This is a genomic window from Streptomyces sp. NBC_00083 (genome assembly GCF_026343295.1).
In the GTDB taxonomy this organism is placed as follows: Bacteria; Actinomycetota; Actinomycetes; order Streptomycetales; family Streptomycetaceae; genus Streptomyces.
In genome coordinates, this window is record NZ_JAPELY010000002.1 from 1167925 (window position 1) to 1193875 (window position 25951).

The window sequence follows — 25951 nt, forward strand, 5'->3', positions numbered from 1 at the left end:
CCGTATGTCCGTTTCCGCGTCCCCTCGGGTAGCGTCGGCACCATGAGGCTCAGGGTTTTCTCCGTACTCCCCGCCGTAGCGCTCGCCGCACTGGTCGCGGCGGCCCCCGCCATGGCCGCGACCGGCGCGTCCGACGTGGCCGACCAGCTCAAGAAGAGCCCGGTCTACGTGGATCCCGGAGCCGCGAACCAGCTCAGCCCCGCCCAGGCCGACGCCCTGGCCAAGAAGATCAAGGACGCGGACAAGCCCTTGTTCGTGGCCGTGCTGCCCAACAGCGCCGCGTTCCCGAAGGACTCGATCCTCCAGAACCTGCGCACGGACACCGGCGTCACCGGCCTGTACGCGATCCGGCTCGGCGACGCCTTCACCTCGGGCGCCGACCGCAAGGTCATGCCCCCGCAGGCCGTCAAGAACCTCAACAGCGCGGTGCGCGCCCCCGGCACCGGCGGCGACGCGGCGACCCAGCTCAACGCGTTCGTCGACAAGGCGCTCCCGCAGATGAAGGGCCACGCGCCCGCCTCGTGGGGCGGCGGCTCCGGCTCCGGCGGCGGCGTGAACACCGGCGCGCTCATCGGCGTGGGCGCCGTGGTCGTGGCGGGCGGCGCCGGTGCGTACGCCCTGGTGCGACGCGGCCGCAAGAAGAAGGCCGAGGAGGAGCGGGCCGCGCTCCAGCGCCTCCAGGTCGTCGTCGACGAGGACATCACCGCGTTCGGCGAGGAGCTCGACCGGCTCGACTTCCACCCCGCCGAGGCCGGCGCCGACGACGCGATGCGCGCGGACTACGAGCGCGCCCTCGACTCCTACGAGACCTCCAAGTCGCTGATGGCGAAGGCCGAACGGCCCGCCGATGTGACCGGTGTGACGCAGGCCCTCGAAGACGGGCGGTTCTCCCTCGCCACGCTCGCCGCCCGCCGCGAACACCGCCCGCTGCCCGAGCGCCGGGCCCCCTGCTTCTTCGACCCGCGCCACGGCCCGTCCGTCGAGGACGCCACGTGGACCCCGGCCGGCGGCGCGGCGCGCCAGGTGCCGGTGTGCCTGGCGGACGCGACCCGGCTGCGTGACGGCCAGGACCCGATGGTCCGCGAGGTCGACACCGACCAGGGCCGCCGCCCCTACTACGACGCGGGCCCGGCCTACGGCCCCTGGGCGGGCGGCTACTTCGGCGGCGGCATGCTGCCCGGCCTCCTGATGGGCACGATGCTCGGCTCGATGCTGTCGACACCCGCGTACGCGTCGGACTACGGGGCCGGCTCCTACGACGCGGGTTCCGGTTTCGACGGCGGCGACGTGTCCGGCTCCGACTTCAACCCGTCCGACTTCGGCGGCGACTGGGGCGGCGGGGGCGGCGACGGCGGGGGATTCGGCGGCGGCGACTGGTGACACCGGCCGGGGCCGCCCCGGGCCCCGGCAAGCCCGCTGTTGACCCGCCGCGTTCCAGCGAGTGATAGTTGCGAGCCGCACATCCAGGGTTGGGGACACATTGCACGCCGGGCACGAAGACACCATCGCGGCCTGCGCCGATGCCGAGGCGCTGCTGCGCGCGGGCCGCACCAGTGCCGCCCGCAAGGCGGCGCGGGCCGCGCTGTACACGGAGGGGCCCGACCCCCGGCTCTACGCCCTGCTCGGCCGCGCGTACGCCGCCGAGAGCGTCGAGGGGCACGCCGACCGCGCGGAGGCGGTGTTCCGCGAGGGGCTCGACACCTTCCCCGACGACCTCGGTCTGCTCACCGCCTACACCGATCTGTGCCTCGCCGACGACGACCCGGCCCGCAACCGCAGGGCGCCCGAACTCGCGGCGCGGATAAGGGAGTTGGCGCCGGAGTCGCCGCACGCGGTGCACGCGGCCGACGGGGCCGGGGCCCCGCGGCAGCCGTCGACCGGGCGGGTCCAGCGGCACGACGCACGGCTCGTGCTCGCCGTCATCGGGCATGCGGCCGGCGCCGCACAGCAGGCGTGGGACCAGGCCAGGTCACGTCCCGCCGACGACCGGACGGCCGTGCTCGCCGAGACCCTCACCGCGCTGGCCCGCCGTGGCCGGGCGCCGCTGCGCCTGCTGATCAGGGCTCCGCTCGCGGGCGCCCTCGCCTGCTGGGCGTGGTTCGTCGCCGTACTGCTCGCCGTGGTCGCCTTGGACCTGACGGCGTGGGCCGGCCTCGCGGCGCTGCTCGGCCCGGGGCTCTTCCCCCTGCTCCACCGGGTGCTGGGCGCGGCGCGCCGACGGGCCCTCGCCCGGCCCCAGGTGGCCGCCGCGCCGCCGTCCGCACGCGGCACGTTCCCCCCGCTGCCTCCCGTTCCGCCGTACACGACACGGGAGAAGACGGCGGCCGCGGTGGTCGTGGTGGCGGTGGCCGCGACGCTCGCCGTCTTCGTGGACTACCTGGCGCGCCGGTAACTGGCGCCGTCGCGGGTGCGGTCGAGGTGGCCGCCGGTCACCATGAAGCGCCGCAGGGCGGGGTAGTCGTCGTGCACGGTGAGCAGCGCCTCGTTGATCTCGCGCTCGGTGTAGTCACGCCCCGAGGCGAAGAGCGTCTCCGTGAGGTGGGCGAGCAGCTGCTCGCGGCGGGCGGCCTTGCGCGGGATCGTGGTCAGACGCCCGTGCGAGAAGAGGGTGGCGACGGCGGGGGAGCGGGTCGCGACGTCCTGGGTGGCGGCGTTGTTCTCCATGCGGGCAGCCTCGCGGACGGGCCGTCGGCGGGCAACGCAATATCGGCGCAGGCGCAGGCGCAGGAGCAGGACGCGGCGGGTGCGCGGGGCGCGTCACGCGGGATGCGGCGGATGCGCTCCGATGGGCGGCCGCGCGTCACGCGGGCCGGCACCCGAGGTGCCGGCCGGGCGCGCGTTCAGGCGGACTTGATGGCGGAGATGTCGAAGGTGAGCTTCACCTTGTCGCTGACCATCACGCCACCGGTCTCCAGGGCGGCGTTCCAGGTCAGACCCCAGTCGGAGCGCAGGATCTCGGCGGCGCCCTCGAAGCCGACGCGCTGGTTTCCGTAGGGGTCGGTGGCCGAGCCCTGGAACTCCAGGTCGATGGCGAGCGGCCGCGTGACGTCCTTGATCGTGAGGTCGCCGATCAGCCGGTACGTGTCGCCGCCGAGCGCCTTGGCCTCGGTCGAGCGGAAGGTCATCAGCGGGAACTGCTCGGCGTCGAAGAAATCGCCGCTGCGCAGGTGGGCGTCGCGGTCGGCCATGCCGGTGTCGACGCTGGAGATCTTGACGTCGATGGTGGCGGAGGACGCGGCCGGGTCGGTGCCGTCGAGGATCAGGGTGCCCTCGTGGTCGGTGAAGGACCCGCGGACGTTGGTGACCATGGCGTGCCGCACGGTGAAGCCGATGCTGCTGTGCGCGGGGTCGACGGTGTACGTGCCGGTCAGCGCGGCGAGCGCGGGGTCGACCGCGGTGGCGGCGGCCTGGACGGACCCGGCGGGGGTGGCGGTGCTGGTGCTGTTCTTACGGCCGAAGAGACCCATGGCGTACTCCTTCGCTACGCGCTGCGGCGCTGCGCCGTAGCGGTTTAATGTTCAACGAGTTTCACCGTAGAGCTATTCCGTTCGGATTTCAACTACTTCGACGGAGTGGCGTGCCGCAGCGGTGCGGCCGGGTGCCGGGGGGCCGGGCGGGATGCGCGCAGGGTCCGGGCGGGGCGCGCACAGGGTGCAGGCGGGGCGCGCCCAGGGGCGGGGGCCCTGGGCGGGATGCGGCGCGCGCGGATCGAGCGCCTGGGCGGGGTGCGGCGCGAGCGGATCGAGCGGGGTGGCTCAGAGGCCGGGTGGTGCCGGGGCCGGGCCCAAGGTGGTGGTGCCGGGGGCGGCGCGGTGGCCGAGCCCCGTGCGGTAGGCGTCCATCGCCGCCTCGACGCGCCCCGCGCGCCGCAGCAGGTCGCCGAGGAGCCGGCACAGGTCGGCCAGGTCCCCGCTGGCGCCGCTGCGTTCGAGCAGCCCCAGCGCGGTCACGTAATGCTCCTCGGCCGCCTCGTGCTCGCCCCGCTCCTCGCGGATCAGGCCGAGCAGGCGGTGCGCGCCGCCCGCGTGCACCGCGCCGTGCTGGTCGCCGAGTTCGGTGAGCGGGGCAAGCAGCGCCATCGCCTCCGCGTGCCGCCCGAGGCGCCGCAGCACGTCCGCGAGCTCGACCTCGACCTGCGCGGTGAACAGGGCGGCCCGCTTGGCGGCGAGCATGTCGCGCGCGGTACGCAACTCCCGCTCGGCCAGGTCGAGTCGGTCCTCCTGCGCGTAGACGTAGCCGCGCATCCAGTGGCAGTGCGCGAGGTCGGTGCGCAGTCGCAGCTGGCGGTAGATCGACTGGGCCTTGGCGAGCGAGTCGTCCGCGTCGGCCAGGCGCCCCTCCGCCAGGAAGGTCCGCGCGACCTGCCGGTGCATCCCCGCGACCAGGGCCGGGTCGCTGACCTGCGGGGCGAGCGCGAGCGCCAGCTCGGCGGCGCGCGCCGCGCGGGCCTGGGCACCCATGTCCAGATACGGTCCGATGACGGCGGCGTACAGGAGGACCAGCGCCTCCGGGTCGGCGAGCCCGCTGGTGCCGAGCTCGTCGATGGCCGACTCCAGCAGGTAGCAGGCGTACCGCAGCTCGCCGGCGAGGAGGTGGGCGACCGCCCGGCCCCGGACGGCCCGCGCGCGGCGCGGCAGCGGCTCACCGGCCAGTAGTCGCTCGCTCGCCTCGAAGTGCCGTACGGCGTCGGTCAGTTCGCCGGTCTCCAGCGCGCAGTCGCCGAGCCCTTGCAGCGCTTCCGCGCGCTCCTCGTCCAGGCCGTGCAGTTCGGCCTCGGTCAGCAGGCGGCGGTAGCGGACGGCCGCCTCGTCGGCCTCGCCGGTCGCCAGCGCCCGCTGGGCGTCGGTGAGGCCGAGGCGCAGCTCGGTGACGAGCCGGGCCGGGCGTCCGGTGGCCAGCTCCTCGTACGTCGTGCCGAGCCGCTCGGCGAGGTGGCGCAGGGCCGCGTCCGACGGGCGGACCTTGCCCGATTCGAGGGTGGAGACGTACGCCGGCGTATAGGCGGGCTCGGCCACTTGGCGCTGTGTCAGGCCCAGTTGGCTGCGCAGCCGCTGAACTCGTCGGCCGATCACGGCAGGTGCGTCCATGGCGTCCCCTTGGCCCCAAAGCATTGCGCACGCCCCGTGCGCCCCCTAATTTAAGCAGGCCGTTCAACACATTTACCCGGTCGCTTAACTTCCGTTACAGAGAAGAGGACTTCGTGCGCCCAGCCATGCGCAGGAGCTTCACCGCGCGCAGAAGCATCGCGACGGCCACCCTCGCCGGCGCCACCGTTCTGGCCGCGCTCGCGGCCGGGCCCGGCACCGCGGCCGCCGCCGGCTCCCCGCCGCCCCAGCCGAAGGTGGAGGTCGAGATACCCGGTCCGGAGGCCGCCTCGGGCGCGACCCCGGCGGGCTCCGGGCACACCCTGGTGCCGAAGAACGGGCTCGGCAGGCCCGCGCCGCACCTCTCGGCGTCCGCCTCGGCGTCGGCGACCGCGGCCGGGGACGGCCAGGTCACCAAGGTGGTCGACAACGGTTCGACCGCCGACCGCCTGGACATCGTCATCGTCGGCGACGGTTACACGGCCGACCAGTTGGACCAGTTCCACGCCGACGCCAAGGAGAAGTGGGGCGAGATCACCGGCGTCGAGCCGTACACGACGTACCAGAACCTCTTCAACGTGTGGACGGTGGACGCGGTCTCCGCCCAGAGCGGCGTCTCCGGCGACCCTGCGCAGGGCGACGTGAAGAACACCGCGCTCGGCTCGTACTTCTGGTGCGACGGCGTCGAGCGGCTGCTCTGCGTGGACCAGGACAAGGTCGACGCGTACGTGGCGAAGGCGCCGCAGGCCGATCTGGTCGTCGTGCTCTCCAACAGTGCCAAGTACGGCGGGGCCGGGTACAACGAGCCGTCCAAGACGCTCGGCTACGAGGGCATATCGACCGCGTCCGCCGGGAACGCCAAGTCCGGCCAGGTCGCCATCCACGAGACCGGGCACTCCCTGGGGAAGCTCGCCGACGAGTACTTCTACCCGGACACCCCGGGGTACGAGCACTACGACGGGCCGGAGGCCGAGCAGTCCAACATCTCGGTGCTGTCCGCCGAGCAGATGGCCGCGGACCGCACCAAGTGGTACCGCTGGCTCGGCGAGACGTCGCCGGACGGGGGGACGGTCGGGGCGTACGAGGGCGGCGGCTACTACGTCACCGGCCTGAACCGGCCCACCGACGGCTCGATCATGCGGATCCTGGGCAAGCCGTTCAACCTGCCCGGGGTGGAGGCGATGATCGCGGGGTTCTACCGGCACGCGTCGGTCGTGACGCCGCTGACGCCGACGGCGCGGACGCTGCGGCCGTCCGACACGGCGCGGGTCGCGGTGCCGCGGCTCGCCGGTGCGCGGCAGTTGACGGTCCGCTGGTATCTGGACGGGCGGGAGCTGCGGCGGTACGAGGGGCGTACGGCGGTGTCGGTACGGAGCCTCGGTCTCGGCCGGGGTGACCACCGTCTGACGGTACGGGTCCTCGACCGGACCCCGTCGGTCCGTGACCCCGCGATCGCGAAGACCCTCCAGGACACGGCCGAGTGGCCCACCCACCGCTAGGCAGGTGCCGGGTGCCCTGTCGGGCGTGACCGCTCGGTGCCGGCTGCCCTGCAGGTGCGCGGGGCTGTGTCTTTTGCGCGGCTCCGCCGCGGTGGGCGTGGGTGGCGGGCTCGGTACCGGGTGCCCTACGAGGGCGCGGGGCTGTGTCTTTTGCGCGGCTCCGCCGCGGTGGGCGCGGGTGGCGGGCTCGGTACCGGGTGCCCTACGAGGGCGCGGGGCTGTGTCTTTTGCGCGGCTCCGCCGCGGTGGGCGCGGGTGCGGGCTGCGACTCCGGGTGCCCTACTAGGGGCGCGGGGAACTGCGTGACCAGCCCAGCACGGTCCGCACCCGACGGCCGGGGGCCTGGGATTGGCCCCACCCCGCCCCTTCCCTAAACCCTCCGGGGGTTATGAACGGGCTGAGGTTCAGGAGCCTGGGGCTCTGCCCCAGACCCCGTTCGCGCCTGAAGGGCGCTCGTCCTCAAACGCCGGACGGGCTGAGGGGGCCGAGACTGGGCGCCCTGCCAGGGGGAGGGATGCCGATGCCAGGCGCCCTGCCAAAGGGGAGGGATGCCGATGCCGGGCGCCCTGCCAAAGGGGAGCTGCCCAAGGGTGTCCGGGACGGTTATGCGCTGGAGGCTCGGACGTTCAGGGCCGGGAGGATCGACAGGTGGTGGCGGGCCCGGCCGGGGTCGGCCAGGCGGAGGGCGAGGAGGTCCACCGCCGCCACCCCCACCGCCCGCTTCGGCGGCGCGACAGCCGTCAGCGGGATGTCCGCGAGCGCCGCGACCTCGTCGTCGTACGCCACGATCGCGAGGTCGCCCGGCACGGACAGCCCCCGCGTCCGCAGCCGCGGCAGCAGCACGATCGCGTCGTGGTCGTTGTGGACCAGGACCGCGTCGAGCAGCCCGCCCGCCACCGCCGAGGTGAACTCGTCGAGTTGGGCGTCCCGCCGCAGGGGGTCGGCCTCCGGCGCCGTGATGGGGAAGCGCAGCGCCTCCGGCGCCGGGAGCCCGAGCGAGGCCAGCCCGTCGAGGTACCCCTCCCGGACCAGCGCGCTGTGCGGGCTGTCCGCGCGCAGCAGCAGCCCGATCCGCTGCCGCCCGGCCCCCGCGAGGTGCCGCACGGCGAGCCGCGCACCGTAGGCGTGGTCGGTCACCACCCGTTCCGCGCCCGGCACGTCGTCCCCGGAACGCCGCTCCACCAGGGCGAAGGGCACGCCGAGGGCCGCGAGCCAGTCCTGGTCGCCGGGCGGCCCGCACGGGGCGATGAGCAGCCCGTCGATGCCGTGCGCCAGCAACTGCCGTACCTGCGCCCGCTCCTCCTCGGGCCGGTACTGCGAGATGCCGAGCACCAGACGGATGCCCCGCGCGGCCGCGGCCTCCCTCGCCCCCTTGATCACCTCGGGGTAGTAGTAGTCGGCCGCCGGGACCACGAGGCCGAAGACCAGTGGCGTGCCGCTCACGCCGGGGGAGTGCGGCACCGGAGCCGGCGTCGTCTCCGGGAGGAGTGCGCCGCCGTGCACCCGGGCCACCAAACCGCGCTCGGCGAGCGCCTCCACGTCCCGCCGCACGGTCACCGCCGACACCTTCAACTCCTCGGCGAAATCGGTCACTCGCAACGAGCCCCGCTCCCGCAGCCGCCGCAGTATCGCCTGGTGCCTGTCCTCGGCATGCATAGGGCCCCGCCCCTCCCCGCCGGCTCGCGCCGACCGCCGTCAACCGCTGACCAGGAGCGTAACCCCCGTTAGATCGTTCGTGCACGATTCTGCGCGAACGATCAATTTCCTTGATGAATGTGCGAACTATTGCGCGTTCTTTCGATGTCATGAGAGAAACCGCTCAATCGCGCCGCGCCCACCCCGGGCCCCCGCGCCCACCCCGTGCCCCTCCTCGTTCGCTCACGCTCCGGAGGTCCCGCCACCATGCCATCCCCCTCGGGCAGTTCACGCCGCACCTTCCTCGCCGCGTCCGGCACCGGCGCCGCCGCCGTCGCCCTCGGTCTGACCCTGCCCGCCGCACCGGCGACCGCGGCCCCCGGCGACGCGGCGGCCACGCCTCAACCCGGCCCGGCAGCAGACGAGTTCGACACCCTGCGGCTCAAGTGGCGCGACCTCACCCTCGGCACCGGCTTCGACCCGAACGCCGAGCCCTACGCCACCAAGCTCGCCGCGCTCGGCGACTCCGCCCGCACCGCGCTCGCCACCATGGCCCCGGCGCCCGGATCCCTCTGGCCCGACCAGCCGCTCACCAACGCCACCACCGGCTCCGCCAACATGAGCGCGAGCTGCACCCGGCTCAACACCATGGCGCAGGCCTGGGCGCAGCCCGGCACCGGATCCACCGGCGACACCGCCCTGATCACCGCCGTCGGCAAGGGCCTCGACCACCTGTACGCCGAGATCTACAACGAGCGCACCAAGTCCTTCGGAAACTGGTGGGACTGGCAGATCGGCACCCCCCGCCTCCTCCTCGACACCGCCGTCATCGCGTACGACACCCTCGACGCCACGCAGCTCGGCCACTACACCGCGGCCGTCGACCACTTCGTGCCCGACAGCGCCGTGGCCGTCTACACCGGCACCTCCACCGGCGCCAACCGCACCGACCTGTGCCGGGTGCTCGCCACCCGCGGAGTGCTCGGCAAGAACGCCGCGAAGATCGCCCTGGCCCGTGACGCGCTCTCGCCCGTCTTCCCGTACGTCACCGCCGGCGACGGGCTCTACGCCGACGGATCGTTCGTCCAGCACACCTGGATCGCGTACACCGGCTCGTACGGAGAGGTCCAGATCGACGGCCTGTCCCGCCTGTTCGCGCTCCTCGCCGGTTCCACCTGGGCCGTCACCGACCCGAACCGGCAGATCATCCTCGACTCGGTCGAGCGCAGCTACGCGCCCTTCATCCACGACGGCCTGATGATGGACTGCGTCAACGGCCGCGCCGTCTCCCGCCAGACCACCGACGACCAGCTCATGGGCCGCACGATCATGGCCCACATCGCGATGCTGGCCCTCGGGGCGTCACCCGCCGAACGCGACCGCTGGCGTTCGCTGATCAAGGGCTGGGTCACCCGCGCCCAGACCACGCCCGTCCTCGCCGACCAGCGGCTCTCCGTCGCCAACCTCGCCCTGCTGCGCGCCGCCGTGGACGCCGCGCCCGCCGCGGCGCCCGCCCCCGCCGGGCCCCGCCTGTTCCCCGCCATGGACCGGGCCGTGCACCGCGGCACCCGCTTCGCCGCGTCCCTGAGCATGTCCTCGAACCGGATCGCGTACTACGAGAACGGCAACGGCGAGAACCTCCGCGGCTGGCACACCGGCTCCGGCATGCTCGCCTGGTGGGGCGAGGGCTTCGCGGGCGACCAGTACAGCGACGGCTTCTGGCCCACCGCCGACCCGTACCGCATGCCCGGCACCACCGTCTCGCGCAGACCGCTCGCCGACGGCGAGGGCGGCGCGTGGGGCGCGGCCAGGCCCGCCGTGACCTGGGTCGGCGGCGCCACCGACGGGACGTACGCCGCCGTCGGCCAGCACCTCAAGGGGCTCTCGTCCACCCTGACCGCCCGCAAGTCGTGGTTCTTCGTCGGCGACGAGATCGTCTGCCTCGGCGCGGGCATCGCCGCGAGCGACGGCAAGCCCGTCGAGACCGTCGTCGACCACCGCAACCTCGGCGCCGCCGGCACCAACGCCCTCACCGTCGACGGCCGCCGCCTGCCCGCCACCGTCGGGCGGCACGACACCTTCCCCCGCGCCCGCTGGGCGCACATCGCGGGCCACGCGGGCTACGTCTTCCCCGGTGGCGCCCCCCTCCAGGCCCTGCGCGAGGAACGCACCGGGACCTGGAAGACCATCAACACCGGCGGCACCACCGACCCCGTCGTCCGCCGCTACCTCACCCTCTGGTGCCACCACGGCACCGACCCGGCCGACGCCTCGTACGCGTACGTCCTGCTGCCCGGCGCCCGCCAGTTGGAGACGGCGGTCCGCGCCGCCGACCGCGACAAGGTGCGCGTCCTCGCCAACTCGGCGTCCGTGCAAGCCATGTCGGCCTCCCGGCTCGGGCTGCTCGCCGCCAACTTCTGGACGGCGGGTACGGCCGGCGGCCTGGCGGTGGACGGCCCGGCGAGCGTCCTGATCCGTACCGCACGCACCACGGCGACCCTGTCGCTCGCCGCGCCCGAACGCACCGGGGACGCGATCGAGCTCACCTGGGACCGGCCGGTACGCTCGGTCACCCCGCGGGACCCGAGGATCGAGGTCCTCGCCACCGGCCGCTCGCTGCGGCTGCGCATCACCCCGGACACCGCCTGCGGCACGGTGCGGGCCGACATCGTGCTCGGCTGACGCGGCACTGACCCGGAGCTGACGGGAGACCGATGCCGAGCTGACGTCCGACTGACCGACAGCTGACGAGCGGCTGACAATCCGGCTCTGCGGCGTTGTCGGGACCCCACAAATCTCGGGGCCCCTGAGCTGTCGAGTCGGCCGCTCGGTGCAGGTCTACTGTCAGCCCCCACTAGGAAAGGGGTCCCGAGACTGTTCGGAGTCGACGGAGGAAATCCTTGGTCCCTTTCGTAGGGTCGATACATGACCGTTGTGGACGAGACCCCGGGTGAGCCGAGCGATACGCGTGGACGCGTGGCAGAACTTCTTGCCTTGCGTGAGGAGGCGCGTCGTGGGCCGAGTGAGCGTGCGACCGAGGCCCAGCACGCGAAGGGCAAGCTGACCGCCCGCGAGCGCATCGACCTGCTCCTCGACCCGGACTCGTTCCACGAGGTCGAGCAGCTGCGCCGCCACCGGGCGGTGGGTTTCGGTCTGGAGGCGAAGAAGCCGTACACCGACGGTGTCATCACCGGGTGGGGCACGGTGGAGGGCCGCACGGTCTTCGTGTACGCCCACGACTTCCGGATCTTCGGCGGCGCGCTGGGTGAGGCGCATGCCACGAAGATCCACAAGATCATGGACATGGCGATCGCGGCGGGCGCTCCGCTGGTGTCGCTGAACGACGGTGCGGGCGCCCGTATCCAGGAGGGCGTCTCCGCGCTCGCCGGATACGGCGGCATCTTCCAGCGCAACACGCGGGCGTCGGGTGTCATCCCGCAGATCAGCGTGATGCTCGGCCCGTGCGCGGGCGGCGCGGCCTACTCGCCGGCGTTGACGGACTTCGTGTTCATGGTGCGTGAGACGTCGCAGATGTTCATCACGGGCCCGGATGTGGTGCGGGCGGTGACGGGCGAGGAGATCACGCAGAACGGGCTCGGCGGCGCCGATGTCCACGCCGAGACGTCGGGTGTGGCGCATTTCGCGTACGACGACGAGGAGACGTGCCTGGCGGAGGTGCGGTATCTGATCTCGATGCTGCCGTCGAACAACCGGGAGAACCCGCCGGTCCACCAGAGCGACGATCCCGCCGACCGCCGCTCGGAGGTCCTCCTGGACCTGGTGCCGGCCGACGGGAACCGCCCCTATGACATGCACAAGGTGATCGAGGAGCTCGTCGACGACGGCGATTTCCTTGAGGTGCATGAGCGGTGGGCGCGGAACATCATCTGTGCGCTGGCGCGTCTGGACGGGCAGGTCGTCGGGATCGTGGCGAACCAGCCGCAGTCGCTGGCGGGTGTGCTGGACATCGAGGCGTCGGAGAAGGCGGCCCGCTTTGTTCAGATGTGCGACGCGTTCAACATTCCGATCGTCACTCTGTTGGACGTTCCCGGCTTCCTGCCGGGGGTTTCGCAGGAGCACGGTGGAATCATCCGGCACGGCGCGAAGCTGTTGTACGCGTACTGCAATGCGACGGTGCCGCGGATCTCGCTGATCCTGCGGAAGGCTTATGGCGGTGCGTACATCGTCATGGACTCGCAGTCCATCGGCGCTGACCTCACCTACGCGTGGCCCACCAACGAGATCGCGGTGATGGGCGCGGAGGGCGCGGCCAATGTCATCTTCCGGCGTCAGATCGCGGATGCGGAGGATCCGGAGGCGATGCGGGCGCGGATGGTCAAGGAGTACAAGGCCGAGCTGATGCATCCGTACTACGCGGCCGAGCGGGGCCTGGTCGACGACGTGATCGACCCCGCCGAGACGCGGGCGGTCCTGATCGCCTCGCTGGCGATGCTCAAGTCCAAGCACGCCGACCTGCCGTCGCGCAAGCACGGCAACCCGCCCCAGTAGGCCCCCACACTTCAGCAAGACTTCCGTAAGAGGAGACGAACGTGACCACTCCGACTTCCAAGTCATCCGAGTCGCTGCTCCGCGTGGAGAAGGGCGACGCCGCCCCCGAGGAGCTCGCCGCGATCACCGCGGTGCTGCTCGCCCGAGCCGCGGCCCAGCCCGCCGCGGCGGCCCCCAAGCGTGGCCGCTCCACCGCCGGGTGGCGGCGTCTGGAGCGCACCCCCGGGTTCCGCGCGCCCCACTCCTGGCAGGGCTGACCCCGCGCCGACCCGGCGCACCGGACCGCCTCGCGCCACGCCGAAAGCCCCCGCCCTGATGGGCGGGGGCTTCTCGCTGTCCAGGGGCAGGGAAGCTAGGTATATTAGCTTTGAACCTAGGGGTCCTAGGTTTCAGGAGGCGAAGGGTGTGCGCGCATGGTGCGAGCGGGACTGACGGCCGAGCGGCTCGCCGTGGCGGGCGCCGAGCTGGCGGACGAGGCCGGGTACGCGGGCATCACGGTGTCCGCGCTCGCCCGGCGCTTCGGCGTCAAGGACGCGAGCCTGTACTCACACGTCAAGAACGTCCGGGAGCTGCGGCAGCGGGTCACGCTGTACGCGGCCGGAGAGTTCATCGACGCCATTGCGGCGGCCGTCGCGGGACGGGCCGGCAAGGAGGCCCTGGTCGCCTTCGCCGACGCCTACCGCGCCTACGCGCTCGCCCACCCCGGCCGGTACGCCGCCACCCAGCACCAGGTCGACCCCGAGCTGCTCGCCGGCTCGACCGTCATGGCGCGCACGGTGGACACCACGTACGGGATGCTCCGCGCCTACGGGCTCACCGAGCCGGATCTGACGGACGCGGTACGCCTGCTGCGCAGCACCTTCCACGGCTACATCACCCTCGAAGCGGAGGGCGGCTTCGGCCACCCGCGTGAGGTGCAGCGGTCGTGGGAGCGCGGGGTGCAGGCGCTGCACATCCTCCTGGAGCACTGGCCCAGGAGCGACGAGGGGGACGGACATCATGACTGAACCGACCGGACCGGCCACCGAGACGGTCATCGGCACTCTGCAGGTGCCCGGCGCGACGCTGCGGTACGAAGTGCGCGGGGCCGGGCCGGTACTGCTGCTCATCGTGGGCGGGGGCGGGGACGCCGGGATCTTCGAGCCGGTCGCCGACGCGCTGGCCCGGCGGTACACGGTGGTGACCTACGATCCGCGGGGGCACTCGCGCAGCCCGCTCGACGGGCCCGACGAGGACCAGCGGGTCGAGACGCAGGCCGACGACGCGTACCGGCTGCTGGAGCGGGTGGCGCCCGGCGGGGCGCCCGCGTACGTCTTCGGGACGAGTTCGGGCGCGATCGTCGCGGTGGAGCTGCTCACGCGTCATCCCGAACGGCTCGCCCGGGTGGTCGCGCACGAGCCGGTGCTGGTGTCGCTGCTGCCGGACGCGGCCGAACACCATGCCTTTTTCGGCCACGTCGTCGCGACCTTCCACCGTGCCGGAGTGGGCGCGGCGATGGCCGAAATGAGTGCGGGGTGCGGTGAGGAGCGGGGTGAGAAGCCGGACCTGTCCGGGCTTTCGCCCCGGATGCGGGCGACGCTGGGGCGGGTGGGGGAGAACGCGGGGTTCTTCCTGGGCCGGATCCTCGGGCCCTTCAGCGGGCACGCGCCCGATCTGGCCCAACTCGACCGTTGCGCCGGGAAGTTGGTGCCGGCGGCGGGGTGGGCGTCGTCCGGCCTTCGCCTGGCCCGGCCGGCGGCGGCGCTGGCCGGGCGGTACGGGGTCGCTCTCGCGGAGTTTCCCGGGGGGCATGTGGGGGTGGTGACTCATCCCGGGGAATTCGCCGTGCGGCTGGGGGAGTTGCTGCGCTGAGCGGGGCGCGGTCGCCCCCCGGCGGGGTGCCAAGTCCGCCCTCGTCCCGCGCAGTTCCCCGCGCCCCGGTGGTACTGGGGCGGAGCCCCGGGGTGGGGCTCCGCTTCTCCGGTCAGCGGAGTCGGGCCATGAGGGCGTGTTCGACGAGGGTGATGAGGGCGCTTTTGGCGTCGGCGCGGTGGCGGGCGTCGGTGACGATGATGGGGGTGTCGGGGCCGATCTGGAGTGCTTCGCGTACTTCGTCGGGGGTGTAGGGCTGGTGTCCGTCGAAGCCGTTGAGGGCGATGACGAAGGGGAGTCCTGAGTTTTCGAAGTAGTCGACGGCGGGGAAGCAGTCGGCGAGGCGGCGGGTGTCGACGAGGACGACGGCGCCGATGGCGCCGCGGACGAGGTCGTCCCACATGAACCAGAAGCGGTCCTGGCCGGGGGTGCCGAAGAGGTAGAGGATGAGGTCTTGGTCGAGGGTGATGCGGCCGAAGTCCATGGCGACCGTGGTGGTCGTCTTGTCTCCGGTGTGGGTGAGGTCGTCGATGCCGGCGGAGGCCGAGGTCATGACGGCTTCGGTGCGCAGGGGGTTGATCTCCGAGACCGCGCCGACGAACGTGGTCTTGCCCACGCCGAAGCCGCCCGCCACCACGATCTTCGCCGACGTGGTGGAACGGGCGGCACCGCCGCTAGAGCTTGCGAAGTCCACTGAGCACCCTTTCGAGCAGTGTCACGTCTGGCTGTCCGCCGGCGGACTCGTCGCCGCCCGGCTGATGGATGGCGACAAGTCCGGCCTCGGCCAAGTCGGCTACGAGGATCCGGGCGACGCCGAGGGGAATGGTGAGGAGTGCCGAGATCTCGGCGACCGACTTGATCTCGCGGCACAGGTGGCAGATCCGCTGGTGCTCGGGCAACTGCCCTTGCAGCCTGGCCGGTTCCGCCGTGGTGTGCACCAGCGCCTCGATGGCGAGCTGGTAGCGCGGCCTGGTCCGGCCGCCGGTCATGGCGTACGGACGCACAAGCGGGTTGTGCGCGCCGCCCGCCGGAGAAGGCTGGGGGGTCTGCCGCGGCTGCACCGGTTCGATCCGGGGCTGCGGCGGCTGGTCGTACGGGCTGGGCCGGCGGTTCGGCTGCCGGTAGGGCTGCTGCTGGTACTGGCCCTGGCCCTGTCCCTGACCGTGTCTGCCGGGCGTGGAGGGGTAGTTGAAGCGGTTCTGGCCGTGCTCACCCGGAGACTGCTGTCCACCGTAGGGGTGCCCGCCTGGGGGTGTTGTCACGTTTCCTCCTCCGACTACCGGTGCCCGTCCCATTGGGGCCGCGCCACCGCACTTTATGGGGCGGTGGCGAGAAACGCACGGCCTGTCTGCTGATTGAGAACTGATCGGTAACTAGTTAAGAAGGCTTCCCTGAAGCTCCGCACGGAGGTCGGGAGTCAGCACACTCCCGGCCCGGTCCACGAGCAGCGCCATCTCGTAACCCACCAGGCCGATGTCGGCCTCGGGGTGGGCGAGAACGGCGAGGGAGGAACCGTCGGAGACCGACATGATGAAGAGGAAACCACGCTCCATCTCCACCACCGTCTGGTTGACGGCGCCGCCTTCGAAGATCCGGGAGGCGCCCGCGGTGAGGGACGTCAGACCGGAGGCCACGGCCGCCAGCTGATCGGCCCGGTCCCGGGGGAAGCCTTCGGACATCGCCAGCAGGAGTCCGTCGGCGGAGACCACCACCGTGTGGGACACCCCGGGGGTGTTGTCCACGAAGTTGGTGATCAACCAGTTCAGATTCTGCGCCGCCTGGCTCATCGGGCTCACACTAACGCTCCTGGTTGTAGGTGTTACTTGTGTCCGACCCCGCGTTACGGCCCTGCTGAACGCCGCGGCGCAGGTTGCTCAACCTGCCGCGCACGTCCTCCGGAGCGCGGGAGACCTGAGGGCCGCCCTGCGGGGTCTGCTCGGCCGTGCCCTCGACCAGATTGGCCTTGGGCACCCGCCGGGGGAGACCGGAAGGAGTGACCCCGCCGGCCTTGGGCTCACGGAGCTTCTCGGCCCGCGTCCAGCGCTCGTCGTTGGTCGAACGCCAGTCGTCTGCCGGTCCGTCCGGCGTCTCGCTCTGCTCCTGCTGGGGCTCGGCCGGCCAGTCCTGCTGGCTGCCGCGCCTGGGCAGACCTGCGTCGGTCAGCTCGTGGGCGGTGGTCGGGGTGGGGCCCGGACGGTCGAAGCCTACGCGCTCCGCGCTGCCCGCGGGAACGCCCCGGTTCTCCTCCACAGATTCCGCTTCCGGCCGGAAGGGGGCCGTGTAGGGCTCCTGATAGGCGTTCTCCTGCTGCCACTCGCCTTGCGGCGCCTGGGCGGCGTACGGATCCTCGTAGGCACCCTGACCGGCCGCACGGCCCTGGTAGGAGCCTTCCGCATAGCCGGACTCCTGGTAGCCGTCCTGGGGCGCGTAGGAGTCCTGGGCGTAGCCACCGGTGTGCTCGGGGGCGTACTGCTGGTTCGGGTACGAGCCGTCGTAGCCGGAGGTCTGCTGAGGCTCGTAGGAGCCCTCGTAGGACTGGTCCTGCCCGGCGTACTGCTGACCGCCGTCGTACGCGCCGTCGTACGCCTGGTTCTGCTGCGGCTCGATCTCGTCCCGGTACAGCGGGCGTTCGCCGCCCTGCGCCTGGGCCTCCAGGGCCGCGCGGCGCTCCTCGCGCATCAACGAGCGGTTGACCGGGTCGAGTTCGCGGGGTTCGCCCGGCTCGCCGGTGTCGTACCGGGAGTCGTCGAAGCCCAGCTCGGCCGCCGTGCGGATCGGCGCGGGGACCGCCTCGTACGGCTGCTGCTGTTGCTGCTGCTCGGGAATGATCGAGGAGACCGTGAAGTCGTCGCCCATCGGGATGCTCTCGCCACCGCCACCATGGGTGATCGGGTCGGGGAGCATGACCAGCGAGGTGGTTCCGGCCTGCTCGCCCGAGGGGCGCAGCTGGACGCGGATGCCGTGCCGGTCGGAGAGCCGGCCGACCACGAACAGGCCCATCCGCTGCGACACGTCGGCGTCGACGGCCGGCGGGTTGGCGAGCCGGTGGTTGATGTCCGCGAAGTCCTCGGCGGTCAGGCCGATGCCCTTGTCGTGGATCTCGATCATGACGCGGCCGTCGGGGAGACGGGTCGCGGTGACGCGGACCTTGGTCTGCGGGGAGGAGAACGTGGTGGCGTTCTCCAGGAGCTCGGCGAGCAGGTGCACGAGGTCGGTCACGGCCCGGCCGTGGATCTCTGCCTCCGGCACGCCCGACAGCTCGATGCGCTCGTAGGACTCCACCTCGGACGAGGCGGCGCGCAACACGTCGACCAGCGGGACCGGCTGGTCCCAGCGGCGGCCCGGCTCCTCGCCGGCGAGGACCAGCAGGTTCTCGCCGTTGCGGCGCATACGGGTCGCCAGGTGGTCCAGCTTGAACAGGCTCTCCAGCTGGTCCGGGTCGGCCTCGTTGTTCTCCAGGTCGGTGATGAGGGTCAGCTGGCCCTCGATCAGCGACTGGTTGCGGCGCGAGAGGTTGGTGAAGATCGCGTTGACGTTGCCCCGCAGGAGCGCCTGCTCGGCGGCGAGCCGCACGGCCTCGCGGTGCACCTGGTCGAAGGCGCGGGCCACCTCGCCGATCTCGTCCGTGGAGTCGATCGGTATCGGCTCGACCCGGGTGTCGACCCGGCCCGGCTCGGTGCGCGAGAGCTGGTCGACGAGCATCGGCAGGCGCTGCTCGGCCACGTCGAAGGCGGCGGTGCGCAGCCGGCGCATCGAGCGGCTCATCTGGCGGGCCACCATGCCGGCCAGGATGAAGGCGGCGAGCAGCGAGACCACGACGATCGCGCCGTTGATGTACGCGGTGGTCTTGGCGTCGTCGGCGATCTGGCCCGCCTCGGACACGGCCCGGCTCACCAGGTCGTCCTCGACCTGGGTGTATCCGTCGAACTTCGAGGTGGACGCGGCCATCCAGGACTCGGGCGTGATGCCCTGCGCCTTGAGCTGCTTGAGGCTCTGGGCGTTCTGGGCGCCACCGATCGCGGCGGCCATGCCGTTGTAGATCGAGCCGTCGGCGGCGGGCGCGGCACCGATGCGCGGGCCGGTGTCGGCGCCGAGCTTGAGATCGGGGTACTGCTTGGCGACCTCGGTCGCCTTCGTGGTCATGACGTCCTTCAGCTTCTGGCTGTCGGCGTCCGTGCCACCCGCGTCGAACTCGCCCAGGGCGATGAACTCCAGGTAGTTGTACGAGTTGAACGCCTTGACCTGGAGCTGGAACGTCTTGGTGTCGTCGCTGGGGCGCAGCAGGAGGTGCATGCCGATGGAGCGCTGGAGCGAACCGGCCGACTTGGCGAGGTCGACCGCGTACACCATGCGGCCGTAGCTGGTGATGTTGCCGGTGCCCAGGCCGAGCTCGTTGGAGAACGTGCTCAGGTAGTGCGGGATCGCGGTGTAGCCCTCTTCGGTCAGCACCGGGTTCTTCGCCTCGACGCCCTTGGCGTAGGCGGTCTTGCGCAGGTCGTCGAGGGTCTTCTCGGCGTCGCGGACCTTGGCGAGACGGCGCTTGAGGCTGGGGGTGTCCGGCATCCCCTGGACGGCCTGGTCGAAGGTGGCGCGGGCGGCGTCGGAGGCGGCGTACGCCTTGCTGACGACGTCGCTGTCGCGCTTGTTCTCCAGGAGGGGCTGGGCGGTGAGGTCGCGCTCGTTGAGCAGGGCCTGGCCGTAGTCCGACGCGGCGCGCACGATGTTCGCGACCTTCTCCGCGTTACGGGCGTCGCGCCAGGTGGCTATGGACCCGTTGACCTCGAAGCCGCCCATGACGAGACCGACGAGGACGGGTATGAGGAGGATCGCGTTCAGCCTGGTGGCCACGCGCCAGTTGCGCGGCGAAAAGCGGCTGCTGCCCTGCGGGGAACCCTTGTCCTTGCCGGAATCCTGGGCAGAGGTCTGGGGCGCCGGTGCCGTCGCCGCGCGCTGCGGCGGGGTGAAGTTGCCCCGCGCCTGCTGCGTCGCGGAGCTCGTCCTGCTTCGCTTCACTCGACCAACAACCTCTCGGAGCCGGCACCGGGGTGGCGTGCCGCTGTGTGTTTCAGAGCCGTACTTCTCGGGGCCGTACTAGCCGTACTACTCGGGAGTTCGCCGAATTCCAGCACGGGGGACGGCCGCCATCCAAACGTCTGGAATCTCAGGTTCCGAGTGGCCAAGACCTCAGATAAAACGGGCATAAAGAGCGAGCCCCGCCAAATGACGGGGCTGTCGTGCGCGCAGTGACACCGGATGAACGCGGCGGGTTGCGGTGACACGAGAATTCTCTGTCGAAACGTTATGAACGCAGGGGCGGATCGTGTCAAAGGACACAGTCCGCCCCCGTTCCGTCTACGGCAACTGCCGTAGGGCACCAGCTACTTGAGTCGGGCCATGAGGGCGTGTTCGACGAGGGTGATGAGGGCGCTTTTGGCGTCGGCGCGGTGGCGGGCGTCGGTGACGATGATGGGGGTGTCGGGGCCGATCTGGAGTGCTTCGCGTACTTCGTCGGGGGTGTAGGGCTGGTGTCCGTCGAAGCCGTTGAGGGCGATGACGAAGGGGAGTCCTGAGTTTTCGAAGTAGTCGACGGCGGGGAAGCAGTCGGCGAGGCGGCGGGTGTCGACGAGGACGACGGCGCCGATGGCGCCGCGGACGAGGTCGTCCCACATGAACCAGAAGCGGTCCTGGCCGGGGGTGCCGAAGAGGTAGAGGATGAGGTCTTGGTCGAGGGTGATGCGGCCGAAGTCCATGGCGACCGTGGTGGTCGTCTTGTCTCCGGTGTGGGTGAGGTCGTCGATGCCGGCGGAGGCCGAGGTCATGACGGCTTCGGTGCGCAGGGGGTTGATCTCCGAGACCGCGCCGACGAACGTGGTCTTGCCCACGCCGAAGCCGCCCGCCACCACGATCTTCGCCGACGTGGTGGAACGGGCGGCACCGCCGCTAGAGCTTCCGAAGTCCACTGAGCACCCTTTCGAGCAGCGTTACGTCCGGCGTGCCGCCGGTCTCTCCATTGCCCGGCTGGTGGATCGCCACCATGCCGGCCTCCGCCAGGTCGGCCACGAGAATCCTGGCCACACCCAGCGGCATCTGCAGCAGCGCGGAGACCTCCGCCACCGACTTGACCTCGCGGCACAGGTGGCATATCCGCTGGTGCTCGGGGAGCAGGGTGGCGAGGTGCGCCGGGTCTGCTGTGGTGCTGACCAGCGCCTCGATGGCGAGCTGGTAGCGCGGCCTGGTCCGGCCGCCGGTCATGGCGTACGGACGGACCAGCGGCTGGTCGCCTTCACTGTCGTACGCCGCGTCGTGCAGCGCGCCGTACGAATCGTGTGAGGCGGGTGGCGGGGTCATTGGTTCCTCCGGGCGGGGACAGCAAGGCATCTGCAAGCCGTCTGGCTGGGCCGGTGGGGGGAAGTGGTGCGGCCTGGACGGATGTTCTGCGTCGTGCGGGGCCGGTCCGCGCCGGAGGGGGCGGCGCTCGCGGCTCCCGACCCCCGGCCTCGCGAGCGGCTCGGCCGGGGGATTTGCGGTCAGTGGAGCAGGCTGCCCTGGAGCTCGGCGCGCAGGTCCGGAGTGAGGACACTGCCCGCGCGGTCGACCAGGAGGGCCATCTCGTAGCCCACCAGGCCGATGTCGCACTCGGGGTGCGCGAGCACGGCCAGGGAGGAACCGTCGGACACGGACATCAGGAAGAGGAAGCCGCGCTCCATCTCCACCACGGTCTGGGCGACGCTGCCACCCTCGAAGATCCGGGAGGCGCCGGCGGTCAGCGAGGTCAGACCGGACGCCACGGCGGCCAGCTGGTCGGCGCGGTCGCGCGGGAAACCTTCGGACATGGCGAGGAGCAGGCCGTCGGCGGAGACCACCACCGTGTGGGACACCCCTGGGGTGTTGTCCACAAAGTTGGTGATCAACCAGTTCAGGTTCTGTGCCGCCTGGCTCATCGGACTCAACTAACGCTCCTGCTGGTGAGTGGGGTCCACGTGGAAGCTGCCGGTTGAGCCATTGTTGGCCTGCCGGCCCTGCTGGATGCCCCGGCGGAGATTGGTCAGCCGGCCGCGCACGTCGTCGGGCGCCCGGGAGACCTGGGGTCCTGCCTGGTGGTTCTGCTGCTGTGCGGTGCCCGGCACCAGGTTGGCGCGCGGGACCCGCTTGGGAAGTCCGGACGTGGTGACGCCGCCGGCGGCGGGCTTGCGGGCCCGCTCGGCCTGGCGCACCAGGTCGTCGTTGGGCGAACTGCGCCAGGCGCCGCTGCCGTTGGAACCGGCGTCGCCCGAACCGTTCGCGCCGTTCGCGCTGCCGGTCTCGCGGGCCGGGCGGCGCTCGGGCAGCGGCGACTGCGGCGCGGCATCCCGGCCCTGCTGCTGCGGAGCCTGGGGCGCCTGCGAGGCGGGCTGCTGCGGCTGCCCGCCCGGCTGCTGCTGGAACCAGTTGGTCTCCAGCGTGTCGTACAGCGGGGTCCGGCCGTCACCGGCACCGGCCGGCGGAAGGGCCCAGCCGTCGCTCGGCCTGCGGGCCTCGTCGGGCCGCTGTGCGCCGCCGTCCTCGGGCCGCGCCTGCGCGGGCAGGTTCGAGCCGGTACGGCCGGAACCGCCGAGGTCGTTGCCGTCGCGGCGCTGACGCGGGCCGCCCTGACCGAAGTCCTGGCCCTGCTGGGGCCCCTGCTGGTACTGCTGCGGCTGGACCGGCTGCGGCGCGGGAGGCCGCGGCGCGTTGAAGTCCGGGCGGCCGAACTCGGAGGTCGCCCCGGGACCCTGGCGGTCGTCGCCCGAGGGGCGCCCGTACTGGCCGGTGTCGCCGCCCTGGCCGGGCCGCGGGTACTGGCCCGTGCCGGACGGGTCCTGGTCGGGACGCCCGTACTGACCGGCGTTCGCGCCGTCCTGGCCGGGCCGCTCGAAGGAGCCCGTGCCGGACAGGTCCTGGCCGGGCCGCGCGTACTGGCCGGTGTTCGAGGACTGGTCGCCGTAGCCGTTGTACGAGCCGGGACGCTCGAACTGCCCGGTCGCCGACGGGTCCTGCGGGGTCGGCGCGCCGAACACGTCGGGGCGTACGAACTGACCGGTGCCCGAGGACTGGTCCTGCTGGGAACCCGGCGGGGGACCGTCGAAGTCGGGACGGGCGAACTCGGCGGTCGCGGCCGGACCCTGACGCTCGTCGAACGACGGACGCGGGTACTGGCCGGTGTGCTGCTCCGGCTCCTCGTGACCGCGCGGCGCGTCGAGCGCCGACTGGTCGTTGCCCCAGCTCGCGGCCTGCGGCCGGGACTGCTGCTGGTTCGGGGCGCCGGTGCCGCCGCCGGGCAGTTCGGCGCGCGGGGCGCCGGGCGGCGGGGTGATCGGACGGTCGCCACGGCGCGGCGCGGCCGGGGGAGTGGCCGCGGGGCCGCTGCCGAACGCGGACTGCTGGCCCTGCTGCGACGGGCCCTGGCCCTGCTGAGGACCGCCGTTGCGGGGCGGCAGCGCGGCACGCGGGCCCTGGCCGCCGGCGACCTGGCCGCGCGGGGCGCCCGCGCCGAGCCGGCCGCCGGACGCGGCCGGACCACTGCCGAGCGGACCCGCGGCGAGCCCGGCACGCGACGGCGGACCGCCCGCGAGACCGGGACGGCCGCCCTGGCCGGCCGGAGCCTGCGGCTGACCGGCACCCGGCTTGCCGGGCGCCTTCTTGCCGCCCTGGGCGACATCGACGGGCAGCATGACGAGCGCCGTCGTGCCACCGGAGTCCGAGGGGCGCAGCTGGATGCGGATGCCGTGTCGCAGGGACAGGCGGCCGACCACGAACAGACCCATGCGGCGCGAGACCGAGACGTCCACGGTGGGCGGCGACGCGAGCCGCTCGTTGATCGCGGCGAGGTCCTCGGGGGAGAGGCCGATGCCGGTGTCGTGGATCTCCACCAGGACGCGGCCGTCGGGCAGCGCGTGACCGGTGACGCGGACCTTGGTCTGCGGCGAGGAGAACGACGTGGCGTTTTCCAGGAGCTCGGCGAGCAGGTGCACGAGGTCGTTGACCACGCGTCCGGCGACCTCGGTCGCGGGCACGGCGGCCAGTTCGATGCGCTCGTACTGCTCCACCTCGGAGGCGGCGGCGCGGAGCACGTCGACCAGCGGGACCGGGCGGGTCCAGCGACGGCCCGGCTCCTCACCGGCGAGGACGAGGAGGTTCTCGCCGTTACGGCGCATACGGGTCGCGAGGTGGTCCAGCTTGAACAGCGAGGACAGCTGGTCCGGGTCGGCCTCGCGGGACTCCAGCTCCGAGATGAGCGAGAGCTGGCGCTGGATCAGACCCTGGGAGCGGCGCGAGAGGTTGGTGAACATCGCGTTGACGTTGCCTCGCAGCAGCGCCTGCTCGGCGGCGAGTCGTACGGCCTCGCGGTGCACGTCGTCGAAGGCCGCGGCCACCTGGCCGATCTCGTCGCGGGAGTGCACGCCGACCGACTCCACCGAGGTGTCGACGTCCTGCGGGTCGGACTCCGAGAGCTGCTTGACGAGCTCGGGCAGCCGGTCCTGGGCGACCCGGGTCGCGGTGTCCTGGAGGCGGCGCAGCGAGCGGATCATGGAGCGGGCCACGACGAACGCGCCGACCAGCGAGACGCCGAGCACGACGAGGATCAGCACACCGTTGAGGATCGCGTCGCGCTGCGAGGTGTCGCGCAGTTCGCGCGCCTTCTGCTCCATCTCACCGAGCAGGGTCTGCTCGATGGTCTTCATCTGGTTGATCTTGTTGGAGTCCTGGTCGTACCAGTCGAGGTACGAGCGCCGCTGCTCCTGGGCGATGCCGCCGGTGTTCTTGAGGACGTGCTGCGAGTAGGCGTTGGCGGCGGTGATCTCCGCGTTGCCCTTGTCCAGCGGCGCCATCAGCTCGGTGGCGTTGCCGCCGTTGGCCTCGTACACGTTCTGGAACGAGGCGAGGGCCTGGCGCTCGCCGTCCTGGGCGGCCTTGGCGTAGAGGCGGTCGGGCTCCAGGAGGTTGCCCGACTTGTCCTTGGTGGCCGGCAGCGCCGCGGCGATGATCGCGCGCTGGACCGACGCGTACTCCTTGGCGGAGGAGAACGCCGCGAGCGCACGGGTCCGCTTGATCATCTCCGGGTTGGAGGTGGCCTGCGCCATGTCCTGGGAGAGGCTGAGCAGACCGCGGATGAGACGGCTGTAGGACTCGACCGTCTGGGAGTCGGTGGAGCCGTCCTTGTACGCGGTCTTGCGGATGCTCTCCAGGTCCTGGAGCTGGATCGCGATGTTGGTGACGTTGCGCCGGATCGATTCGAGCGCGTCGTCGTTCTCCGTGCCGCTGACGTCCTGGGTCGCGTTGATGAACGACTTCTTGACCAGGTCGGTGGCGGACCGGTCGGTCTGGACGCGGGCGTCGGAGGTGCCCGTGGAGAGCGGGCCCGCCGAGTCGTCGCGCTCGGTCTGGAGCGCGGCGGCGAGCTCGGTCGCCTGCTTGGTCATGTCGGTGAGCAGCTGCATGTGATCGAGCTGCTGCATGTCGTTCATCGACTGGTTGATGCGCAGCCCGCCCAGGGTGGTCGCGGCGACCACGGGCAGGGCGAGCAGAGCGACGAGTCGCGTCGAGATGCGCCAGTTGCGCAGGGCTATTCGGGAGCCGGTGTCCACGGGACCCGTCGGCTTCCGCTCGGCGTTCGGCTGCTCGCCGCCGGACGCGCCGGAAGGCCCGCTGGTGCGCGCCGTCTGGCCGCTCGCCTCGCCGGCCGGCGAGGAGGATGGGTTCTCGGGGCCCCGGGGGTTCTGGGCGTGCTGGGGCGAGGAACCGGCCGTCTTGGGGCCAGTCCCACCCTGCGGCTCCTGCTCCGCCGCAGCGCTGCCATCCCTCTTGAAACGTCCCTGCACTAGCGTCGCAACCTCTGGACCAGGCGTCCCTCCGCGCGAGCGGATGGGACGGTGTCGGCGTCATGGGGGCACTGCGCGCCCCCTCTGTGGTCTGAGTGACCGGCGCTTGTCCTGCTCCCCCTCCCGCCGCTCACCCGGCGCTGCGTTGCGCCCCTGCGCGCCGGTCTGTGAACCCGCGGCGGTGCGTGGAATTCCAGCACAGTGCCGGATCTCCAACAAGGCCCGCGTACCGGGCCGTGACCTGAGTGACACATTGTGAGTATCGAGTCACAAAATGTAGAAAGTGATCACGGAGAAAACGGACTATTGCTTACGAGTCGCTTACGGGAGGGGGGTGTCCCAGTCGCGATGATCAGGAGCGGAATGAAGGGTTCGATACCGTAATGTCCGTTCCGTGAGGGGCAGTTGACGGACCCTTATATCCCTTTTGTGGCTTCATTCGTGAGCAAACTCACATGTTGATCGTCGTCTCTACGACCCTTTGCCGGGAATTCGAATGTTTAGCCTGACGCTTTACAGGGATGGCCAGACCGAC

The 25951-nt window shown here is 71.9% G+C and carries 20 protein-coding genes; 8 read left to right on the forward strand and 12 right to left on the reverse strand.

Annotated elements, in window-relative coordinates:
• Positions 1-42: 42 nt before the first annotated feature.
• Entirely contained in the window at positions 43-1380 is a 1338-nt protein-coding gene (locus tag OOJ98_RS21655; protein WP_267056594.1) for a hypothetical protein, read from the forward strand.
• A 100-nt stretch (positions 1381-1480) separates the two neighbouring features.
• A complete protein-coding gene (locus OOJ98_RS21660; RefSeq protein WP_267056595.1) occupies positions 1481-2392 on the forward strand; it encodes a hypothetical protein in 912 nt (303 codons plus the stop codon).
• Here OOJ98_RS21660 and OOJ98_RS21665 read toward each other — a convergent pair.
• From OOJ98_RS21665 to OOJ98_RS21675, 3 genes are all read right to left on the reverse strand, one after another.
• Entirely contained in the window at positions 2374-2664 is a 291-nt protein-coding gene (locus OOJ98_RS21665; protein WP_267056596.1) for a DUF2087 domain-containing protein, read from the reverse strand. The genes OOJ98_RS21660 and OOJ98_RS21665 overlap by 19 nt on opposite strands.
• A 176-nt stretch (positions 2665-2840) precedes the next feature.
• Positions 2841-3467 (reverse strand): YceI family protein, encoded by a 627-nt coding sequence (locus OOJ98_RS21670; RefSeq protein WP_267056597.1) that lies wholly within the window; start codon positions 3465-3467, stop codon positions 2841-2843.
• Positions 3468-3755: 288 nt separating this feature from the next.
• Positions 3756-5087, reverse strand: coding sequence for a helix-turn-helix domain-containing protein (locus OOJ98_RS21675; protein WP_267056598.1), 1332 nt, complete (start codon positions 5085-5087; stop codon positions 3756-3758).
• 113 nt (positions 5088-5200) lie between these two features.
• Here OOJ98_RS21675 and OOJ98_RS21680 point away from each other — a divergent pair, with 113 nt between their 5' ends.
• Positions 5201-6583: a M64 family metallopeptidase gene (locus OOJ98_RS21680; protein ID WP_267056599.1), complete on the forward strand. Its 1383-nt coding sequence runs from the start codon at positions 5201-5203 to the stop codon at positions 6581-6583.
• Between the two features lie 603 nt (positions 6584-7186).
• Here the strand turns inward: OOJ98_RS21680 and OOJ98_RS21685 are convergent.
• Entirely contained in the window at positions 7187-8239 is a 1053-nt protein-coding gene (locus tag OOJ98_RS21685; protein ID WP_267056600.1) for a substrate-binding domain-containing protein, read from the reverse strand.
• Between the two features lie 246 nt (positions 8240-8485).
• Here OOJ98_RS21685 and OOJ98_RS21690 point away from each other — a divergent pair, with 246 nt between their 5' ends.
• The 5 genes from OOJ98_RS21690 to OOJ98_RS21710 all read left to right on the forward strand — a co-directional run bounded on the left by OOJ98_RS21690 (position 8486) and on the right by OOJ98_RS21710 (position 14578).
• Entirely contained in the window at positions 8486-10900 is a 2415-nt protein-coding gene (locus tag OOJ98_RS21690) for a polysaccharide lyase 8 family protein (RefSeq protein ID WP_267056601.1), read from the forward strand.
• Positions 10901-11143: 243 nt separating this feature from the next.
• Positions 11144-12727: an acyl-CoA carboxylase subunit beta gene (locus OOJ98_RS21695; protein WP_267056602.1), complete on the forward strand. Its 1584-nt coding sequence runs from the start codon at positions 11144-11146 to the stop codon at positions 12725-12727.
• Between the two features lie 41 nt (positions 12728-12768).
• Complete coding sequence (locus tag OOJ98_RS21700) at positions 12769-12984, forward strand: acyl-CoA carboxylase subunit epsilon (RefSeq protein ID WP_267056603.1); 216 nt, start codon at positions 12769-12771, stop codon at positions 12982-12984.
• A 156-nt stretch (positions 12985-13140) separates the two neighbouring features.
• Positions 13141-13734 (forward strand): TetR/AcrR family transcriptional regulator, encoded by a 594-nt coding sequence (locus OOJ98_RS21705; protein WP_267056604.1) that lies wholly within the window; start codon positions 13141-13143, stop codon positions 13732-13734.
• Entirely contained in the window at positions 13727-14578 is an 852-nt protein-coding gene (locus OOJ98_RS21710; protein WP_267056605.1) for an alpha/beta fold hydrolase, read from the forward strand. The genes OOJ98_RS21705 and OOJ98_RS21710 overlap by 8 nt, the downstream gene beginning before the upstream one ends.
• Before the next feature lie 112 nt (positions 14579-14690).
• Here the strand turns inward: OOJ98_RS21710 and OOJ98_RS21715 are convergent, their stop codons facing one another.
• From OOJ98_RS21715 to OOJ98_RS21750, 8 genes are all read right to left on the reverse strand, one after another.
• Positions 14691-15272, reverse strand: coding sequence for an ATP/GTP-binding protein (locus tag OOJ98_RS21715; RefSeq protein WP_100577617.1), 582 nt, complete (start codon positions 15270-15272; stop codon positions 14691-14693).
• On the reverse strand, positions 15253-15840 hold the full coding sequence (locus OOJ98_RS21720) for a DUF742 domain-containing protein (protein WP_267056606.1): 588 nt from the start codon (positions 15838-15840) through the stop codon (positions 15253-15255). Before OOJ98_RS21720 ends, OOJ98_RS21715 begins: the two co-directional genes overlap by 20 nt.
• Positions 15841-15951: 111 nt before the next feature.
• Positions 15952-16365, reverse strand: coding sequence for a roadblock/LC7 domain-containing protein (locus OOJ98_RS21725; protein ID WP_053725133.1), 414 nt, complete (start codon positions 16363-16365; stop codon positions 15952-15954).
• A gap of 10 nt (positions 16366-16375) precedes the next feature.
• The gene (locus OOJ98_RS21730) at positions 16376-19591 is read right to left on the reverse strand and encodes a nitrate- and nitrite sensing domain-containing protein (RefSeq protein ID WP_267056607.1); all 3216 of its coding nucleotides are present in this window, start codon (positions 19589-19591) and stop codon (positions 16376-16378) included.
• Positions 19592-19956: 365 nt separating this feature from the next.
• A complete protein-coding gene (locus OOJ98_RS21735) occupies positions 19957-20538 on the reverse strand; it encodes an ATP/GTP-binding protein (protein WP_114038358.1) in 582 nt (193 codons plus the stop codon).
• Positions 20519-20926 carry a DUF742 domain-containing protein gene (locus OOJ98_RS21740; protein WP_189968088.1) on the reverse strand — a complete coding sequence of 136 codons (408 nt, stop codon included), beginning with the start codon at positions 20924-20926 and terminating at the stop codon, positions 20519-20521. Before OOJ98_RS21740 ends, OOJ98_RS21735 begins: the two co-directional genes overlap by 20 nt.
• A 179-nt stretch (positions 20927-21105) precedes the next feature.
• Positions 21106-21519, reverse strand: coding sequence for a roadblock/LC7 domain-containing protein (locus tag OOJ98_RS21745; protein WP_100577622.1), 414 nt, complete (start codon positions 21517-21519; stop codon positions 21106-21108).
• Positions 21520-21528: 9 nt separating this feature from the next.
• Positions 21529-25416, reverse strand: a complete 3888-nt coding sequence (locus OOJ98_RS21750; RefSeq protein ID WP_267056608.1) for a nitrate- and nitrite sensing domain-containing protein — start codon at positions 25414-25416, stop codon at positions 21529-21531.
• Between the last annotated feature and the right edge of the window lie 535 nt (positions 25417-25951).

Bases quoted from the DNA above. Each gene is read 5' to 3' on its own strand.
- OOJ98_RS21675 (WP_267056598.1), bottom strand. From the start codon at position 5,087: ATGGACGCACCTGCCGTGATCGGCCGACGAGTTCAGCGGCTGCGCAGC.
- OOJ98_RS21710 (WP_267056605.1), top strand. From the start codon at position 13,727: ATGACTGAACCGACCGGACCGGCCACCGAGACGGTCATCGGCACTCTG.
- OOJ98_RS21655 (WP_267056594.1), top strand. From the start codon at position 43: ATGAGGCTCAGGGTTTTCTCCGTACTCCCCGCCGTAGCGCTCGCCGCA.
- OOJ98_RS21725 (WP_053725133.1), bottom strand. From the start codon at position 16,365: ATGAGCCAGGCGGCGCAGAATCTGAACTGGTTGATCACCAACTTCGTG.
- OOJ98_RS21665 (WP_267056596.1), bottom strand. From the start codon at position 2,664: ATGGAGAACAACGCCGCCACCCAGGACGTCGCGACCCGCTCCCCCGCC.
- OOJ98_RS21705 (WP_267056604.1), top strand. From the start codon at position 13,141: ATGGTGCGAGCGGGACTGACGGCCGAGCGGCTCGCCGTGGCGGGCGCC.
- OOJ98_RS21695 (WP_267056602.1), top strand. From the start codon at position 11,144: ATGACCGTTGTGGACGAGACCCCGGGTGAGCCGAGCGATACGCGTGGA.
- OOJ98_RS21745 (WP_100577622.1), bottom strand. From the start codon at position 21,519: ATGAGCCAGGCGGCACAGAACCTGAACTGGTTGATCACCAACTTTGTG.
- OOJ98_RS21690 (WP_267056601.1), top strand. From the start codon at position 8,486: ATGCCATCCCCCTCGGGCAGTTCACGCCGCACCTTCCTCGCCGCGTCC.
- OOJ98_RS21740 (WP_189968088.1), bottom strand. From the start codon at position 20,926: ATGACCCCGCCACCCGCCTCACACGATTCGTACGGCGCGCTGCACGAC.
- OOJ98_RS21670 (WP_267056597.1), bottom strand. From the start codon at position 3,467: ATGGGTCTCTTCGGCCGTAAGAACAGCACCAGCACCGCCACCCCCGCC.
- OOJ98_RS21685 (WP_267056600.1), bottom strand. From the start codon at position 8,239: ATGCATGCCGAGGACAGGCACCAGGCGATACTGCGGCGGCTGCGGGAG.